At 71.9% G+C, this 17,373-nt stretch carries 14 protein-coding genes; 8 read left to right on the top strand and 6 right to left on the bottom strand.

Annotation, left to right across the window (positions count from 1 at the left end):
- Positions 1 to 79 precede the first annotated feature (79 nt).
- A complete protein-coding gene (locus ABZV94_RS13975; protein ID WP_356340487.1) occupies positions 80 to 2,017 on the bottom strand; it encodes a glycogen debranching N-terminal domain-containing protein in 1,938 nt (645 codons plus the stop codon).
- Complete coding sequence (locus ABZV94_RS13970; protein ID WP_356340485.1) at positions 2,014 to 3,636, bottom strand: hypothetical protein; 1,623 nt, start codon at positions 3,634 to 3,636, stop codon at positions 2,014 to 2,016. The genes ABZV94_RS13975 and ABZV94_RS13970 overlap by 4 nt, the downstream gene beginning before the upstream one ends.
- 120 nt (positions 3,637 to 3,756) lie before the next feature.
- Here ABZV94_RS13970 and ABZV94_RS13965 point away from each other — a divergent pair, with 120 nt between their 5' ends.
- Both ABZV94_RS13965 and ppdK read left to right on the top strand, forming a co-directional pair.
- Positions 3,757 to 4,977, top strand: a complete 1,221-nt coding sequence (locus tag ABZV94_RS13965) for an ROK family protein (protein ID WP_356340484.1) — start codon at positions 3,757 to 3,759, stop codon at positions 4,975 to 4,977.
- 418 nt (positions 4,978 to 5,395) lie between these two features.
- Positions 5,396 to 8,116, top strand: a complete 2,721-nt coding sequence (gene ppdK / locus ABZV94_RS13960; protein ID WP_356340482.1) for a pyruvate, phosphate dikinase — start codon at positions 5,396 to 5,398, stop codon at positions 8,114 to 8,116.
- Between the two features lie 187 nt (positions 8,117 to 8,303).
- Here the strand turns inward: ppdK and ABZV94_RS13955 are convergent, their stop codons facing one another.
- A complete protein-coding gene (locus ABZV94_RS13955) occupies positions 8,304 to 8,759 on the bottom strand; it encodes a hypothetical protein (RefSeq protein WP_356340481.1) in 456 nt (151 codons plus the stop codon).
- 474 nt (positions 8,760 to 9,233) lie between these two features.
- On the opposite strand from ABZV94_RS13955, the gene ABZV94_RS13950 reads away from it, so the two are divergent.
- Entirely contained in the window at positions 9,234 to 10,001 is a 768-nt protein-coding gene (locus ABZV94_RS13950) for a dienelactone hydrolase family protein (RefSeq protein ID WP_356340480.1), read from the top strand.
- Between the two features lie 83 nt (positions 10,002 to 10,084).
- On the opposite strand, the gene ABZV94_RS13945 is transcribed toward ABZV94_RS13950, so the two are convergent.
- On the bottom strand, positions 10,085 to 11,035 hold the full coding sequence (locus ABZV94_RS13945; protein ID WP_356340478.1) for a zinc metalloprotease: 951 nt from the start codon (positions 11,033 to 11,035) through the stop codon (positions 10,085 to 10,087).
- Positions 11,036 to 11,194: 159 nt separating this feature from the next.
- On the opposite strand from ABZV94_RS13945, the gene ABZV94_RS13940 reads away from it, so the two are divergent.
- From ABZV94_RS13940 to ABZV94_RS13925, 4 genes are all read left to right on the top strand, one after another.
- Positions 11,195 to 11,518 carry a hypothetical protein gene (locus tag ABZV94_RS13940; protein ID WP_356340477.1) on the top strand — a complete coding sequence of 108 codons (324 nt, stop codon included), beginning with the start codon at positions 11,195 to 11,197 and terminating at the stop codon, positions 11,516 to 11,518.
- 85 nt (positions 11,519 to 11,603) lie between these two features.
- Entirely contained in the window at positions 11,604 to 12,854 is a 1,251-nt protein-coding gene (locus ABZV94_RS13935) for a sugar ABC transporter substrate-binding protein (RefSeq protein WP_356340476.1), read from the top strand.
- A complete protein-coding gene (locus tag ABZV94_RS13930; protein ID WP_356340474.1) occupies positions 12,851 to 13,753 on the top strand; it encodes a sugar ABC transporter permease in 903 nt (300 codons plus the stop codon). Before ABZV94_RS13935 ends, ABZV94_RS13930 begins: the two co-directional genes overlap by 4 nt.
- The gene (locus ABZV94_RS13925) at positions 13,746 to 14,579 is read left to right on the top strand and encodes a carbohydrate ABC transporter permease (protein WP_356340473.1); all 834 of its coding nucleotides are present in this window, start codon (positions 13,746 to 13,748) and stop codon (positions 14,577 to 14,579) included. The genes ABZV94_RS13930 and ABZV94_RS13925 overlap by 8 nt, the downstream gene beginning before the upstream one ends.
- A 13-nt stretch (positions 14,580 to 14,592) precedes the next feature.
- Here the strand turns inward: ABZV94_RS13925 and ABZV94_RS13920 are convergent, their stop codons facing one another.
- Together ABZV94_RS13920 and ABZV94_RS13915 are read right to left on the bottom strand one after the other, a co-directional pair.
- Positions 14,593 to 15,360 carry a glucose 1-dehydrogenase gene (locus ABZV94_RS13920; protein ID WP_356340472.1) on the bottom strand — a complete coding sequence of 256 codons (768 nt, stop codon included), beginning with the start codon at positions 15,358 to 15,360 and terminating at the stop codon, positions 14,593 to 14,595.
- 75 nt (positions 15,361 to 15,435) lie between these two features.
- A complete protein-coding gene (locus ABZV94_RS13915; protein WP_356340470.1) occupies positions 15,436 to 16,020 on the bottom strand; it encodes a helix-turn-helix domain-containing protein in 585 nt (194 codons plus the stop codon).
- 105 nt (positions 16,021 to 16,125) lie between these two features.
- Here ABZV94_RS13915 and ABZV94_RS13910 point away from each other — a divergent pair, with 105 nt between their 5' ends.
- Positions 16,126 to 17,109 (top strand): NADPH:quinone reductase, encoded by a 984-nt coding sequence (locus ABZV94_RS13910; protein WP_356340469.1) that lies wholly within the window; start codon positions 16,126 to 16,128, stop codon positions 17,107 to 17,109.
- Positions 17,110 to 17,373: the final 264 nt, after the last annotated feature.

Below are 17,373 nucleotides of genomic sequence, written 5' to 3'. Positions count from 1 at the left end.
GCCCCCGCAGGAACGCGGGGAACCGCGCGAACACCCCCCGCACCAGCACGCGCCCCACCACCGCACCACTCCGGCGCCCCTAGGCGCCCCCCACCGCCGTCAGCAGTGCGAGCGGCGCGGCGGCCGACCGGGCCCCCCGCCCGCACGCGTGCGGATACGGCACCGGCGACCCGTGCGGAGCCCGCCCGTACCCCGCCAGCACCTCCGGCAACCGGTGCCCGCCCGCCGTCGCCGCGTCGATCAGGGCGTGGGCGACCGTGCGGGCTTCGTCATGCAGCCCGTACCGGGCCAGGCCCAGGGCGATCAGCGCGTTGTCGTGGGGCCAGACGGACCCCCGGTGATGGGACAGCGGATGGTACGCGGCCTGGCCGGAGGCCACCGTGCGGACGCCCCAGCCGGAGAAGAAGTCCGGCTCCAGCAGCCGCCGGCCCACCACCTCGCCGTACTCCTTGTCCAGCAGCCCCGACCACAGCAGGTGCCCGGCGTCGGACGCCAGCGCGTCGATCTGCCGGCCCTGCCCGTCCAGCGCCAGCGCGGGAAAGGACTGCTCCCGCATCCAGAAGTCCCGCTGGAAACGGTCCCGGAGGTCGGCCGCCGCCTGTTCCAGCAGCGCGGCGTACGTCTCGTCGCCCCACACCGTCCGCGCCACCCCGGCCGTGCGGCGCAGCGCGTCGTACGCGTAGCCCTGGGCGCCCGCCGCCATCACCGCGCCGGAGGGCCGGGAGCCGTCGGCGCAGCAGATCGCGCCGGGGGAGTCCTTCCAGTTCTGGTTGGCGAGCCCGCCCTCGTCGGCGCGGTAGACGAGGTAGCCGCGCGAGGTCAGGCCGCCGTGGTCGAGCATCCAGCCGACGGCGGCCCGCGCGTGCGGCTCCAGGCGCCGGGCCGGCTCCGTGTCCCCGGTCTGCTCGACGTACGCGCCGAGCAGGATCAGGAAGAGCGGGGTGGCGTCGACCGAGCCGTAGTAGCGGGCGAACGGCACTTGGCCGAAGTGGGCCAGCTCACCGTGGCGTACCTCGTGCACGATCTTGCCGGGCTGGGCGACCGGGGACCGGCCGCTGCCGGTGGCCTGGGTGGCGGCCAGCGCGAGGAGCGTGGCGGCGGCCGACCGGGGGTGGTACGGCAGGACGAACAGGGAGGTGAGGAGCGCGTCGCGGCCGAGCAGGGTGAGGAACCAGGGGGCGCCGGCCGCCGGTACGCGCAGGTCCTCGCCGTCCGGTCCGGTGGCCGGTACCTGGAGCGCCGCGAGGTCGGCGAGGCCCCGGGCGCAGGCGGCGGCCAGCTCCGGCCAGCCGGTCGGGAAGGCCACGCCCTCCATGAACCGGGCCTCCTCCGCCAGGAGCTGGTTGCGTACGGCGGCGGGGTCGCGGGGCACCCGCAGGGCGCGCTTCTCGCCGTGCGGGCGGGCGATCACGCGCAGCAGCAGCTCGGTCGTGCCGTGGGGTGCGAGGTCGAGGGTCCACACCAGGCGGCGGGCGCCGGTGCCCGTCTCCTCCACGGCGTCGGGGGCCGGGTCGGCCGTGATCGTCGTACAGGACCGCCATTCGGCGCGCCGGTAGGTGAACTCGATGCCGTCGGGGAGGACTTCCCGGGAGCGCAGGGCGCCGGTCTTGGCGTAGGTGCGGTGGTCGGAGCGGAGTTCGAACTGGTCGGTGAAGTCGGCGTCGACGGTGAGCGCGAGCCGTGCGGTGGTGGGCACCGGGCGGTTGCTGGTGACCTTCAGGGACTCGACGAACGAGCTGTCCCCGACGGCCTGCTCACGGAAGAGGGTGTACGCCGGGGGCTCCTGCCGGCCGCCGCGCGGGACCAGCACGCAGTGGGCCTCGTCCCCGTCGTTGACCGGGGTGAGCACCTCGGGCACCGCGCCGTCGAGGGTGAGCTGCCAGCGGCTGAGGTGCCGGGCGTCCCGGACGAACAACCCGTCCGGGGAGTTGCCGCCCCGCACCCCGCTGATGTCGCCACGGTCGCCCACGGCGGCGAAGGTGGCGCCGTGCACGAGCAGATGATGCCGGTCCGTCATCCCCGGTCCCCTCCTCTGTCACTGCTGTCGAACGTTCCGGTGTCCGTGGGGGGTACGACTCTTTGTGCGCTCTTGTCCAGGTTTTGACGCTCGTGGGGCGCGGGTGGCCGGTGGCACAGGTCGAGGGCGAGGGCCGCCGTCCAGCTGAAGCCGGTGGCTCCGCAGGGCTCGCCGGTGTACGGGTCGACGTACTCCGCGAAATCGGTGGCGTCGGCGAGGTCCAGTACCGCCCCGCGCAGGGCGTCGGCCGCGGCCGTCTCGCCGTGCGTGCGCAGCCCGCGCTCCAGCAGCCAGCTCGTGTTGAACCAGGCCGGGCCGCGCCAGTAGCGGTGCGGGTCGAAGGCCTCGCCGAGGAGGTCGTAGCTGGGCACGAGCCGGGTGCGCTCACCGACCGAGAAGTGCGGCCCGCGCAGGGTGCGGACGAGGGCGGTGGCGGTGTCGCGGGGGAGCCCGGGGAGGATCAGCGGCACCAGCCCGGAGACACTGCGCTCGGGGAGGAGGGCGGAACCGTCGGAACGGCACCCCGGAGCGGAGGCACGGCGCCCGGCGGCCGGGCCCGGCCCGGCGGCCCCGCGCCCGGAAGCGGAGGCGTCGCGCCCGGAACCGTGGGCGCCGCGTTCGGCGAGGGCGCCCCCGCCCGCGCTCCCGCCCCGCAGGTCCCGGCACAGGAACATCCCCGCCTCCGCGTCCCACAGCCGCTCCACCAGCGTCGCCGTCAGCCGCCGCGCGCGGGCACGGCGGGCGGAGCCGGTCGCGCCCAGTTCCTCGGCGATCCGGGCGAGCGCGTACTCGGAGGCGATGAGGAGGGCGTTGAACGCCGGGTCCTCCACGGCGAACTCCCCGCCCCCGTCGGCGTACCCGGCGTCCCGGTAGTCCGCGGCCAGCCGCACGTACCGCCCGTAGTCCAGGTCCGTCGGCCGGTCCTCGGCCGCGCCGTGGTCGAGGTCGGCGCGGCGGAAGGAGCGGGCGGGGGCCGGGGTGATCCGGACGAGCGGGGCGTCCCAGCAGGGGCTGTTGTCCATGCCCTGCTCCCAGGGGTGGACCACGGACGCCAGCCCGGCGCCGCCCAGGTCCCGGCGGTGCAGCAGGTACCGGTGCCAGGCGGCCAGCCGCGGGTGGAGCCGGGCCAGGAAGCCGCGGGCCCGGGACAGCCCGGGGTCGGCGCGGTGCACCAGCCAGGCGGCCAGGGCGTGCACCGGTGGCTGCACGATGCCGGAGGTCTGTACCGTGCGCGGGGCGCCCGCCGTGCGCCCGGCGGTGGAGGAGCGCCAGAAATCGGGGCTGGGGAAGTACGCGTCGAGCGGTACGGAGGGGTTGAAGACGATGTGCGGGACGCGGCCGTCGGCCCACTGGGCGGCGAGCAGCGTCTCCAGCTCCGTCTGGGCCCGCTGCGGCGAGACGTGCCGCAGCCCGATGGCGATGAACGCGGAGTCCCAGGACCATTGGTGCGGATACAGGTCGCGCGAGGGCACCGTCGACGCGCCGGTCCAGTTCGCCTCCAGCACCCGGGCGGCCCGCAGGGCCAGGGACGTCCGCGCGGCCGGGGCGGCGGAGGGCGGTGGACCGGGTGCCGTCCCGTACGGGTCCAGGCGGGCAGTGAGCTGGGCGGTGCGATCCACTCGGGGCTCCCCGAAAACGTCCGGCCGACGCGGTTCGGCTCCGGCCACCCTAGGGTTACGTCTATTTAACATGCAAAACTCAATATGTAAGGCAAAGTGGAGAAGCACAAGGGGGTGCGCATGACCGGACGTCCGGGGAGGACCGGCAAGAGCGGAAGCCAGGCGGGTGCCGGCGATCTGCTCGAACTGGTGCGCAGCGGACGGGCCGTGACCCGCGGCGCGCTCCAGCAGGCCACCGGCCTGTCCCGGGCCACCGTCGGCCAGCGCCTGGACCGGCTCTTCCGGGCGGGCTGGCTGCGCGAGGGCGCCGGCGGCCCGGTCGACTCGCCGCTCGGCGGGCGCCCCTCCATCACCCTGGAGTTCGACGACTCCCACGCGGTGGTCCTCGCCGCCGACCTGGACACCCGGCACGCCCGCGCGGCCGTCCTCACCCTGACCGGCGAGATCCTCGCCGAGCACGCCGGGACCCTGCTGGTCGAGGACGGTCCCGACGCCGTCCTGGGCGAGCTGGGCCACTGGTTCGCCGAGCTGCTGACCAAGGCCGGGCACGGCGCCGAGGAGGTGTGCGGGATCGGGCTGGCGGTGCCGGGTCCGGTGGACAGCGAGACCGGCCGGGTGGTCCAGCCGCCGATCATGCCGGGCTGGGACGGCTACGACATCCGGGGCCGCCTCTCCCGCGCCCTCACCGACCGCACCGGGGCCCCCGCGGTCCCGGTCCTGGTCGACAACGACGCCAACCTCATGGCGTACGGCGAACAGCGCAGCGGGTATCCCGACTGCACGGCCTTCGTGCTGGTCAAGGTCTCCACGGGCATCGGCGCCGGGGTGGTCGTGGGCGGCTCGATCTACCGGGGCGTCGACGGCGGCGCGGGCGACATCGGGCACATCCGAGTCGGCGCCGACGCGCTGTGCCGGTGCGGTTCGTACGGCTGTCTCGCGGCGGTCGCGAGCGGGGGTGCCGTGGCCCGGCGGCTGGCCGCGTCCGGGGTGCCGGCCGCCTCCGGCTCGGACGTGCGGGACCTGCTGGCCGCCGGGCACCCGGAGGCCGCCGCGCTGGCCCGGGAGGCCGGGCGGCAGGTCGGGGACGTCCTGGCGACGGTCGTGACCCTGCTCAACCCGGGCGTACTGATGATCGCGGGCGACCTGGCCGGCACGCCCTTCCTGACGGGCGTGCGCGAGCTGCTCTACCAGCGGGCGCTGCCCCGCTCCACGGCCCACCTGGACGTCGTCACCTCGCGGCTCGGGGAGCGGGCGGGGCTGATAGGCGCCGGCGCGCTGGTGGTGGAGCACCTCTACGCCCCGGACCGGGTCGAGGAGCGGCTGTCGGAGATGGGTGTGTGACGGGGGTGTTTCCGTCTCCGACCGGTGTCCGCGGAGCGGTCCGCATGGTGAAACCAGGCGGTCTGTGGCAGCGTGATTCTCGCCACCCTTGATAAGGGTTGCGCTCAGATGAGCGGATCAAGCACGACTGCACTTCCTCAAGGGGTGGCACTCGGTGCCACCCCTTGATCGTTCATCGATCGAAATCAGTCGTGCCGCGGCCCGCTCATCTGAGCACAAAACAGCGCCTGTGAACCCTTCCGTCTTCAAGAAGTGAAAACATACGGCCGGCTTCGCTTGCCAAGCCTTGACTTTCGATCCGCTGGCGGACGAGTGGTTACAGGCGCATGACGCGCAAGTGGACGTACCCAGGCACCTTCGATCTGGGTATGTTCCTCGCCATCAGGGCAGCCACCGTGGCCTCAAGGAGTCGAGACCCGTGTCGGAAAACAAAGAACCCCAGGCAGCGAAGTTCGTTTACGACTTCACCGAGGGCAACAAGGACCTCAAGGACCTGCTCGGCGGCAAGGGTGCCAATCTCGCCGAGATGACCAACCTGGGTCTCCCCGTCCCCCCCGGCTTCACGATCACCACGGAGGCCTGCAAGGTCTACCTGGAGAGCGGCGAGGAGCCCGCGGCACTCCGTGACGAGGTGAGTGCGCACCTCGAGGCCCTCGAAGCGAAGATGGGCAAGAAGCTCGGCCAGGCCGACGACCCGCTGCTGGTCTCCGTCCGCTCCGGCGCCAAGTTCTCCATGCCCGGCATGATGGACACGGTCCTGAACATCGGCCTGTCGGACACGTCCGTGCAGGGCCTGGCGGCCCAGGCCGGCGACGAGCGGTTCGCCTGGGACTCCTACCGCCGCCTCATCCAGATGTTCGGCAAGACCGTCCTCGGCGTCGACGGCGACCTCTTCGAGGAGGCCCTGGACAAGGCGAAGGCGGCCAAGAAGGTCACGGTCGACACCGACCTGGAGGCCGCGGACCTGAAGAAGCTGGTCACCACCTTCAAGAAGATCGTCAAGAAGGAGGCCGGCCGGGACTTCCCGCAGGACCCGCGCGAGCAGATGGACCTCGCCATCAAGGCGGTCTTCGACTCCTGGAACGGCGACCGCGCCAAGCTCTACCGCCGTCAGGAGCGCATCCCGCACGACCTCGGCACGGCCGTCAACGTCTGCTCCATGGTCTTCGGCAACCTCGGCCCCGACTCCGGCACCGGTGTCGCCTTCACCCGCGACCCCGCCTCCGGCCACCAGGGCGTCTACGGGGACTACCTGCAGAACGCCCAGGGCGAGGACGTGGTCGCGGGCATCCGCAACACCGTGCCGCTCGCCGAGCTGGAGCAGATCGACAAGAAGTCGTACGACCAGCTCATGCAGATCATGGAGACCCTGGAGAACCACTACAAGGATCTCTGCGACATCGAGTTCACCATCGAGCGCGGCCAGCTCTGGATGCTCCAGACGCGCGTCGGCAAGCGCACGGCGGGCGCGGCCTTCCGCATCGCCACCCAGCTGGTGGACCAGGGCCTCATCGACGAGACGGAGGCGCTCCAGCGCGTCACCGGCGCCCAGCTCGCGCAGCTGATGTTCCCGCGCTTCGACGAGCAGGCGAAGGTCGAGCAGGTCGCCCGTGGCATCGCGGCCTCGCCGGGCGCGGCGGTCGGCAAGGCGGTCTTCGACTCGTACACGGCGGTCAAGTGGTCCCGCTCGGGCGAGAAGGTCATCCTGGTCCGCCGGGAGACCAACCCCGACGACCTGGACGGCATGATCGCGGCCGAGGGCATCCTGACCTCGCGCGGCGGCAAGACCTCCCACGCGGCCGTCGTCGCCCGCGGCATGGGCAAGACCTGTGTCTGCGGCGCGGAGGAGCTGGAGGTCGACACCAAGCGCCGCCGCATGACGGTCCCCGGCGGACACGTGGTGGAGGAGGGCGACCTGATCTCCATCGACGGCTCGACCGGCAAGGTCTACCTGGGCGAGGTCCCGGTCGTGCCCTCCCCGGTCGTGGAGTACTTCGAGGGCCGCATGCACCCGGGCGCCGACGACGCCGACGAGCTGGTCGAGGCGGTCCACCGCATGATGGCCTTCGCCGACCGCAAGCGCCGCCTGCGGGTGCGCGCCAACGCGGACAACGCCGAGGACGCGCTGCGCGCGCGTCGCTTCGGCGCCCAGGGCATCGGCCTGTGCCGTACGGAGCACATGTTCCTCGGCGACCGCCGTGAGCTGGTCGAACGCCTCATCCTGGCCGACACCGAGGAGGAGCGCGAGGCGTCCCTGAAGGCCCTGCTGCCCCTGCAGAAGAAGGACTTCGTCGAACTCTTCGAGGCGATGGACGGCCTCCCGGTGACGATCCGTCTCCTGGACCCGCCGCTGCACGAGTTCCTCCCGGACATCACGGAACTCTCCGTCCGCGTGGCCCTGGCCGAGTCCCGCCAGGAACCGCACGAGAACGAGCTGCGCCTGCTCCAGGCCGTGCACCGCCTGCACGAGCAGAACCCGATGCTGGGCCTGCGCGGCGTACGCCTGGGCCTGGTCATCCCCGGCCTGTTCACCATGCAGGTGCGCGCCATCGCGGAAGCGGCGGCCGAGCGCAAGGCGGCCAAGGGCGACCCGCGCGCGGAGATCATGATCCCGCTCGTCGGCACCGTCCAGGAGCTGGAGATCGTCCGCGAGGAGGCGGACCAGGTCGTCGCCGAGGTCGAGGCGGCGACCGGTACGAAGCTCAAGCTGGCGATCGGCACGATGATCGAGCTGCCGCGCGCCGCGCTGACGGCGGGCCAGATCGCCGAGGCCGCGGAGTTCTTCTCCTTCGGCACGAACGACCTGACGCAGACGGTGTGGGGCTTCAGCCGGGACGACGTGGAGGCCTCGTTCTTCACGGCGTACCTGGAGAAGGGCATCTTCGGCGTCAGCCCCTTCGAGACGATCGACAAGGACGGCGTCGGCTCCCTGGTGAAGGCGGCGGCCGAAGCGGGCCGTCGGACCCGCCCCGACCTCAAGCTCGGCGTCTGCGGCGAGCACGGCGGCGACCCGGAGTCGGTCCACTTCTTCCACGAGGCCGGCCTGGACTACGTCTCCTGCTCCCCGTTCCGCATCCCGGTCGCCCGCCTGGAGGCCGGCCGCGCGGCCACGCAGTCGGCGGGCAGCGACCACCGCTGACCCACCCCGGTCCCCGGAGCCGCCGCTGGTCCCCGACCCTCACCGATCGGCGACGGCTCCGGCGCACGAAAGAGGAGGGGCGACATCCCGGTGCGGGGGGTGTCGCCCCTCTGTGCGAGGCCCCACCTGTCTTGGCAGGGGGTCTCGTCCGGCAGCGGCGCGGGCGGAGTTGCTGCCCTTCGCGGGCTCAGCCGCTCTTGTACATCATGACCGTGAAGCTGACCTTCTGGCCGTTGTGGTAGTCGGTGCTGTCCCACACCGAGATGTGAGACGTGTCCCGCATCCGCAGCTGCAGCACCTCATCGGCGTTGCTCCAGTTGTATCCGACGAACTGGAAGTTCGGCTCGGGACTGTCGCCCGTTCTCCTGGTTCCCCAGCTGCAGATATGCGACGAGTCGTTCTCGCATACGGACCAGGCCTTGGCGTACAGGTGGCAGTCCTCTCCCTGCCACAGGTCGATACGCTTCAGCCTCGCGTCGGACGAGCGCCACGTTCCGCTGAACCGGCTGGCGGAGCACGAGGCGGCCGCTTCTTTCGACGAGGTGACGGTGAGCACCACCGAGAGGGAGAGCGTCAGGGCGGCCGTCAAGAGCACGGCCATGATCTGGCGCAGGGGAATGCGGGCAGAAGAGACCTGTGTCATCGTGAACCTCCGATAGCGGGTGAACGCCACCCATTCGGGCCCGGATCATTCAGCCCTTTACCCCCTGCCTATTTCCAGAGCAGCACTCCGCAATCCTGATCGCAAGTCGGCAGGATTTTATATTTTTCGCGCACGATTCAATGATGAATGCGGTCCAAAGTGGATCGGTCAATTTGCAGACATGCCGGTTGGCTCCTCCCGGAGCAGAGCGCAATTAGCGAAAGCTGTGCGGGCGGTAATGGAAACGCCCCCGCGATCCACTCTGCGCTGCCGTTTGCCCGGTGGGCTATGCTCGCGGTCATGAATACCGGGACGGCCTCGCGCCACACACGGACAGGTGACCCGGTGCTCCTCTGAGCGCCGTGCGGGCCGGTGCGGGCCCGCTGTTCGATCGAGGATCCGCCGCTGCCGCGCGCGCTCCGCCTCCGTCGTGTTGATCACAGGCTCGACACATCGACCACGACAGGAGAGTTCATGCCCACCAAGACGCTGCGGATTCCCACCGCGGACGGCCAGGCCGACGCCTTCGCCGCCTTCCCCGACCGTGGCGAGCGGCACCCGGGGGTGCTGATGTACGCGGACGGCTTCGGGATCCGGCCCGTGGTGCGGGAGATGGCCCGCGAACTGGCCGGGCACGGGTACTACGTGCTGGTCCCCCACTTCCTCTACCGGCACGGCCCGGCACCGCTGATCGACCTTCCCGCGCACATCGCAGAAGAGGTCCGGCCCGCGCTCATGGCCCAGCTGATGCCGTTGATCGAGGCGCACACCGCCGAACGCGCGCTGCGTGACGCCGACGCCTACCTCGGGTTCCTCACCGCCCAGCCGGAGGTCGCCGCCGGACCGGTCGCCGTGACCGGCTACTGCATAGGCGGACTCCTGGCGACGCGCACCGCCGCGGCCCACCCCGGCCGGGTGGCCGCACTCGCCGCGTTCCACGGCCCCGTGGGCGCGGCCGGGCCGGGTGCCCTCGCCGCCGTCAGCGCCCGGATTCACTTCGGTCATGCCGCAAGCGACCTGACGCCCGAAGCGCTGGGCGAACTCAACCGGGCCCTGGATGCCGCGAAGGCGGACTACACCTCCGAGATCTACCCCGGCACCGTCCACGGGTTCACCATGTCCGACACCGACGCCTTCGACCCCGCCGCACTGCGGCGCCACTGGGACCGTCTGCTCCCCCTTCTGGAGGGCGCGCTGGCACCAGCTGACTCAGCCGGTGGTCGGGAGGCCGGTCGGCGCTGATGCCTCGCGGACCCCGGAGTCGCCGTCCGTCCCCGACCCTCACCGGTGGGCGGCGGCTCCGGTGTGTGGGAGGTGTGGTGAGGTCAGACCAGGACGGCCTGCCGGGTCAGGGGCAGGCGGGCGTGGTCCAGGGCCGCGTCCATGCGGGCGGCCTGGCCCTTGGTGAACATGAACATGGCCGCGTCGTCGGTGTAGTCCATGTAGTTCATGAACATGTCGCCGTTGGGCGCGTTGCCGCACGTCACGTGGGGGAACGCCGGCGAACCGAGGTTGGGGCCGGCCTGGTTGGGCGTGTCGGCCACGAAGTCGCTGCCGCTGCAGCCCTCGTCGTCGTCGCCCCAGATGTGCCGCAGGTTGAGCCAGTGCCCGATCTCGTGCGTGGCGGTGCGCCCGCCGTTGAACGGAGCGGTGGCCGTGCCGGTGGTGCCGAAGGCGGAGTAGGTGATGACGACTCCGTCGGTGGAGGCGGCACCGCCCGGGAACTGGGCGTACCCGAGCAGACCGCGGCGCAGTTGGCACACCCAGATGTTGAGGTAGGTGTTGGCCGGCCAGGCGTCCATGCCCCCGCTGAGCGAGAACTTGACCATGTCGTCCGTGTCGAAGTCACGGTGGGGTGTCTCGGTGCGGGTGATGCCGTTGGTGGGACGCCCGAGGGAGTCGGTCCTGGCGAGGTGGAACTCGACGCGGGTGTCGGCGACGAGGTCCTTCCACACGTCCGGCACCCGGCTGACATCCGGGTTGGCGGCCCGGTAGTCCTTGTTGAGAACGTCGATCTGGCTCTGGATCTGAGCGTCGCCGATGTTCTGCTCAGGGGTGTTGAACACCACGTGCACGACGACGGGGATGTCGATGACGCCCTGCCGTGCCGTCGTCTGCTGCGCCTGTTCGTAGGCGAACGCGGTGTTCTCGATGGTCACGCGGTTCCCGGCGTACTCCGGGTTCCGGTCGAGGAGTCTGCGGTGTACCTCCATCGCCCCGCACCAGCGGCTGTACTCGGCTGAAGTGGCGCGGAGGTACGACTCTGCGTTGGACATGGCTTGCTGCCTTCTGGAAACGCCTGCAGAGGATCGCTGTCAAGCGGGGAAGCGGTCACCCGCTGAGTGGCTTCTTCTACACTAGACACAACATGGCAAATCGGGCAATTTGTGATAATTGATAGGGCGATAAGGGCGGGGCAGAGAGGTGGGTTGATCATGGGTGCGCTTCCCCCGAGCCTGTTCCGCTCCTGGGTGCACTCCTTCGAGGAGGACACCGAGGGCGTCACCGTCTACCGGCCCGAAGACCACCCCTTCCCGCCGGCCCGTGGCCGCGGCGGCATGGAGTTCGCCCCGGACGGTGTCTTCGTCAACCACCCGGTGGGCCGCGGTGACGCACCCGATGCCGTGCCCGGCCGCTGGCGCCTCGTCGGCGACCGCCGTCTGGCCCTCTCCTACCCCCGGGGGGACCGCCCGGAGCGTGAACTGGAGATCGTGCACTGCGACGAGCGGGTCCTGCGGATCCGCTGGCTCCCCGCCTGACACACGGCCGCAACCGCCCTTTCGTAATCGGCCCGCATCGTTGATCGTTGAGCCGTGCATCGATGACGGACGTCTGGGGGCACCGATGGGGAGTTTCAGTCGCAGGGACCTGCTGGCCGCGGCGCTGGGCGCCGGACTGCTCGCGGCATGCGGTTCCAACACCGGGCGCGGTGGGGGGAGTTCGGGTACGTCGCTGGCGCAGTGGTACCACCAGTACGGCGAGCCCGGTACCGAACGGGCCGTCCAGCGCTACGCCGCCGCGTTCACGAAAGCCCGCGTCACCGTGCAGTGGCGGCCGGGGAACTACGACCAGCAGACCGCCGCCGCGCTGCTCACCGACTCCGGGCCGGATGTGTTCGAGGTCAACGGGCCCACCCTCGACCAGATCCAGGGCGGCCAGGTTCTCGATCTCACCGAGCTGGTGGACCCGGTGAAGGACGACTTCAATCCGGCCGTGCTCGGACCCAAGACGTACCGGGGGAGGGTCTACGGCATCCCGCAGGTCATCGACATGCAGATGCTCTACTACCGCAAGAGCCTGCTGGAGGACGCCGGCGTCGAGCCGCCCGCCACCCTCGACGCCCTCGTGGACGCCGCCCGCGCGCTCACCGGCAGCACGACGAAGGGGCTGTTCCTGGGCAACGACGGGGGAGCGGGGGTGCTCGGCGGAACCCCCCTGTACGCGGCCGGACTCCAACTCGTGAGCGAGGACGGCAAGGTCGGCTTCGACGATCCCGCCGCCGCCCGCACCCTCGGCAAGCTGCACCGGCTCCACGCCGACGGGTCCCTCCTCCTCGGCGCGCCCAGCGACTGGTCCGACCCGTCCGCCTTCCTCCAGGGGCTGACCGCGATGCAGTGGTCGGGCCTGTGGGCGCTGCCGCAGGTGCACAAGGAACTCGGTGACGACTTCGGGGTGCTCCCCTTCCCGCGGGACGGGAGCCAGGGGCGGCCCTCCGTGCCCGTCGGCGCGTACGGCGCCGCCGTCAGCGCCCGCAGCCGGCACAAGGAGCTGGCCAAGGAGTACGTGAAGTGGCTGTGGGTCGAACGCACCGACTACCAGGAGGACTTCGCGCTGTCGTACGGGTTCCACATCCCCGCCCGGATCTCCCTCGCCCGGAAGGCCACCGCGCTCAAGGACGGGCCCGCCGCCGACGCCGTCCGCTTCACCACCGACCACGGCTACGCACAGCCGCTGCTGTGGACCCCGGCGAGTCAGACCGCCTACCAGGACGCGCTCAGCCGGATCATCAACAACGGTGCGAGTCCGGAACGGGAACTGCGGGCGGTCGTACGGAAGGTGTCGGCCGAACTCGACCGCGTGAAGAAGACGTCGTGAGGCGCAACAGAGCCCTCTGGTTCTGGGTGTTCGTCGGGCCGTTCGCGCTCGGGCTCGCGCTGTTCACGTACGTCCCGCTGCTGTGGAGCGTGGCGCTCAGCTTCTTCGACGCGCACAACACGGTCACGCCCACGCACTTCGTCGGGCTGGACAACTACACGGCCATGCTGCGGGACCGGGCCTTCGTCGACAGTCTGAGGACCTTCGTCGTCTTCACCGCCTTCATCGTGCCCGTCACCTACGTGTGCTCCCTGTCCCTCGCCCTCATGGTCAACCGCCTTCGGCGCGCCCAGGCCTTCTTCCGGTCCGTGTTCTTCCTGCCGGCCGCCTGCAGTTATGTCGTGGCCGCGCTGATCTGGAAGATGTCGCTCTTCAACGGGGTGCGGTTCGGGCTGGCCAACACCGTGCTGGGCTGGTTCGGCGGCGATCCCGTCGCCTGGCTGTCCACCACCGACCCGCCCTGGTACTGGCTGGTCGTCGTCACCGTACGGCTGTGGCTCCAGGCCGGGTTCTACATGATCCTGTTCCTCGCCGGACTCCAGCGGATCGACCCGGCGCTGTACGAGGCGGCGGCCGTGGACGGGGCCCGGCCCGGCTGGACGGTCCTGCGGCACATCACCCTGCCCCAGCTGCGGGCCACCTCGGTCGCGGTGGTGCTGCTGCTCGCCGTCAACGCCTTCCAGGCCTTCGACGAGTTCTACAACCTGCTGTCCGACGCCCGGGGCTATCCGCCGTACGCCCGGCCGCCGTTGGTCTACCTGTACTACACCGCCCTCGGGCAGGGGCAGAACCTCGGGCTGGGCAGCGCGGGCGCGGTGATCCTCGCGCTGGTCGTCGCCGTCGTCACGGTGGGACAGGCGCGCTGGCTGCGACTGGGAAGGACGGACGGCGATGGATGACGCCCTGGTGCGGGCCGGGCGTGCGCTGCGGCTTGCCCTGCTGACCGCGCTCGCCCTGCTCTTCCTGATCCCCTTCTACCTGCTCGTGCGCAACGGGCTGGCCAGTGACAAGGACATCACCTCCCCCGAGTGGACCTTCTTCCCCCGGGAGGTGCGGTGGGACAACGTCGGTGAGCTGTTCGGCGATCCGTCCGTGCCCTTCGCCCGGTCCCTGCTCAACTCGGCGCTGATCGCGGTCGCCACCACCGTGGGCACCCTGCTCCTCGCCTCCCTCGCGGGCTACGGCCTCGCCCGCATCCCCTACCGGCACGCGAACAAGGTGTTCTACGGCATCCTGGGCACCCTGCTGGTCCCGGCGGCCGTCACCTTCGTGCCCAGCTTCGTGCTGGTGTCGTCACTGGGCTGGATCTCCACGCTGCGCGGGCTGATCGTCCCGACCCTGTTCCCGGCCTTCGCCTGCTTCGTCTTCCGGCAGTACTTCCTCGGCTTCCCCCGGGAGCTGGAGGACGCGGCACAGGTGGACGGGCTCGGCTACTGGCGGACGTACTGGCGCGTCGTCGTGCCCAACGCCCGGCCGGTGTTCGCCGCCGTCGGGGCCATCGTGTTCCTCGGCGCGTGGAACTCCTTCCTGTGGCCGCTGGTGATCGGGCAGGACCGGAACGCCTGGACGGTGCAGGTCGCCCTGTCCTCGTTCACGACCGCCCAAGTGGTGCGGCTGCACGAGCTGTTCGTCGCGGCGGCCGTGTCGGTCCTGCCGTTGCTGCTGGTGTTCCTGTGCTTCCAGCGGTGGATCGTGGCCGGGGTGGAGCGGTCCGGGATCGACTGACGGGAGCCGGGGCTCAGGCCGTGGAGCCGCCGTCGACCACCAGGTCGGCGCCGACCACCGAGGCCGCGTCGTCCGAGGCCAGGTACAGCACGGCGGCGGCCACCTCCTCGACGGTGGAGACCCGGCCGAGCGGCACCTCGGTGCGCATGCGCGCGGCCCGGCCGGCCTCGGTCTCCCCCTGCCGGAACGACATGTCGGTGGCGGTGGGGCCGGGGCTGACGGCGTTGATGCGGACGCCGTCGGCGATGTGGTCCAGGGCGGCGGCGCGGGTGAGGACGGAGACGGCCGCCTTGCTGACGGCGTAGCCGGCGGTGCCGGGCACCCGGCTGTGCACGCCGATCCGGGAGGCGATGTTCACGATGGCGCCGCCGTCCGGCTGGGTGCGCATCCGCGCGATCTCGGCCTGGAGGGCGAGGAAGACGCCGGTGACGTTGACGTCGAGCATCCGGCGCCAGTCCTCCTCGGCCAGGTCGCCCACGGACCGGCCCCGGCCCTCCAGCACACCGGCGCTGTTCACCGCGACGTCCAGCGAGCCGAACCGGTCCACGGCGGCGTCCACCAAGGTCTGCAGGTCCTCCGCGCGGGAGACGTCGGCGGTGACGGCGAGCGACTTGCCGCCCTCGGCCTCGATCAGCGAGACGGTCTCGTCCAGCGGGTCCCTGCGCCGCCCGGCGACGACGACCTGGGCGCCCTCGCGGGCCAGGGCGCGGGCCACCCCGCGGCCGATGCCGGAGCCGGCGCCGGTGACGAGGGCGGTCCGGCCGGAGAAGCGGTGCGTCATGGTGAGGTCCCCTTTTCTTGACCGAACGGTTCAGTATGAGGTGTGCGAAAACGGCCGGACCCGTGAGGGCGCGGCTCAGTCCAGCAGGGCCAGGGCCTGCTCGGCGGCGTCCCTGACCCTGGCCGGGTCCGCCGAGGCCTTTCCGACCACCCGCAGGCCCTGGAGCAGGACCAGCAGCATGCGCGCGAGCGCCAGCGGGTCCCGGTCCCCGGCCAGCTCGCCCCCCGCCCGGGCGCGGACGAGGGCGGAGTGCAGCAGGGTCTCGACGGTGTCCCAGCTGCGCTCCACCCGGTGGGCCGCCTCCCGGTCGTGCGGGGCCAGTTCGACCGCCGTGTTGGTGACCAGGCAGCCCTGCTCCCGGGTGGCCTCGGCGGTGGCCTCGGCGGCGAACCGCCGGACCAGCGCGCGCACGGCCGGCAGCACCGGGCCGGGCCGGGACAGCTCGTGCGTCAGGAGCGGGTCCTGGACCTGCCCGTACCGGTCCAGCGCGCGCAGGTACAGCTCGTGCTTGCTGCCGAAGGTGGCGTACAGGCTGGCCTTGCCGATGCCCAGGTGCTCCACCAGGTCGGTCATCGACGTCGCCTCGTAGCCGCGCCGCCAGAACAGCTCCAGGGCCGACTGGAGGGCCGCGTCGGGATCGAATTCCTTGGTCCTGGCCATGGGGGGAGCCTAGGGCTATCTGAAACGACCGGTCAAGAAAGAGGGGGTGGCCGGCCCGAGCGGCGCCCGCGCGCGGTCCGGCCCCCGGTGGCAGCATGGGATGCCATGCGTGCCGCGTACATCCAGGAGCTGGGTCCCCCGGACGTCATCCGGTACGGCGAGCTGCCCGCGCCCCGCCCCGGCCCGGCCGACGTCCTGGTGGACGTCCTCGCCACCGCCGTGGACCCGGTCGACGCCTACGTCCGCTCGGGGGTGTTCCGAACGGACGTGGACTTCCCGTTCGTCATCGGCCGCGACCTGGTGGGTACGGTCGCAGGGACGGGACCGGGCGCGACCGGCTTCCGTGCCGGTGACCGCGTGTGGTGCAACAGCCTCGGGCACGAGGGGCGGCAGGGGGCGGCCGCCGAGCAGGCGGTGGTGGCGGCCGACCGGCTCTACCCCCTGCCCGACGGCGTCGACCCCGACCTCGCCGTGGCCGCGCTCCATCCGGCCGCCACCGCGTATCTCGCCCTGTTCGTCCACGGCCGCCTCCGCCTCGGCGAGACCGTGCTGGTGGCGGGCGCCGCGGGCAACGTCGGCAGCGCCCTCGTGACGTTCGCGGCGCGGGCGGGGGCCCGGGTCCTCGCCACGGCCGCCGCACGGGACGCCGGGTACTGCGCCGAGACGGGTGCGGCCGAGGTGTTCGACTACCGCGACCCGGACCTGCCCGGGACGATCCGCCGGGCGGCGCCGGCCGGCATCGACGTCTACGTGGACACGGCGGGCGTGAACGACCTGGAGACCTCGGTCGGTCTGCTCGCCCGCCGCGGCCGGGTGGTGCTGCTCGCCGGCGCCGGTACCCGGCCCGTGCTGCCCGCCGGACCGCTGTACATGAACGACAACTCCGTCGTGGGCTTCGCCATCTCCCACGCCACGACCGTCGAACTCGCCGCCGCCGCGACCGCCGTCAACGACCTGCTGCGGCAGGGCCTCCTGCACCCCAGAAGCATCGAGGTACTCCCGCTGACCGCCGCCGCCGAGGCACACGCGCGGCTGGAGAACGGAGAGCTGCGGGGCCGCCGGGTGGTGCTGCGCACGGACCTGACCTGATCCGGCCCCGAGCCGCGCTTATGGCGTCCGGCCGGCCGGGGGCCGGGGTCCTGCGTACGGGCCTGGCCTGGGCCGCCCCGGGGCGGGGCCCGTGGCGGGCGGTCGGCGGGGGGTCCCTGCGCACGGATCTGGCCTGGGCCGGCCCTGGGGCCGGGTCTGTGGCGTCCGGCCGGCCGGGGGTCGGGGTCCTGCGTACGGGCCTGGCCTGGGCCGGCCCGACCGGCCGACCGGTCGCGCACCGCGTCGAAGCCGTCCCGCGGCGAC

The sequence above is a fragment of the Streptomyces sp. NPDC004658 genome, assembly GCF_040609555.1.
In the GTDB taxonomy this organism is placed as follows: domain Bacteria; phylum Actinomycetota; class Actinomycetes; order Streptomycetales; family Streptomycetaceae; genus Streptomyces.
The sequence above is the reverse complement of the archived record's forward strand: the minus strand, read 5'-3'. Positions and strand labels throughout refer to the sequence as shown.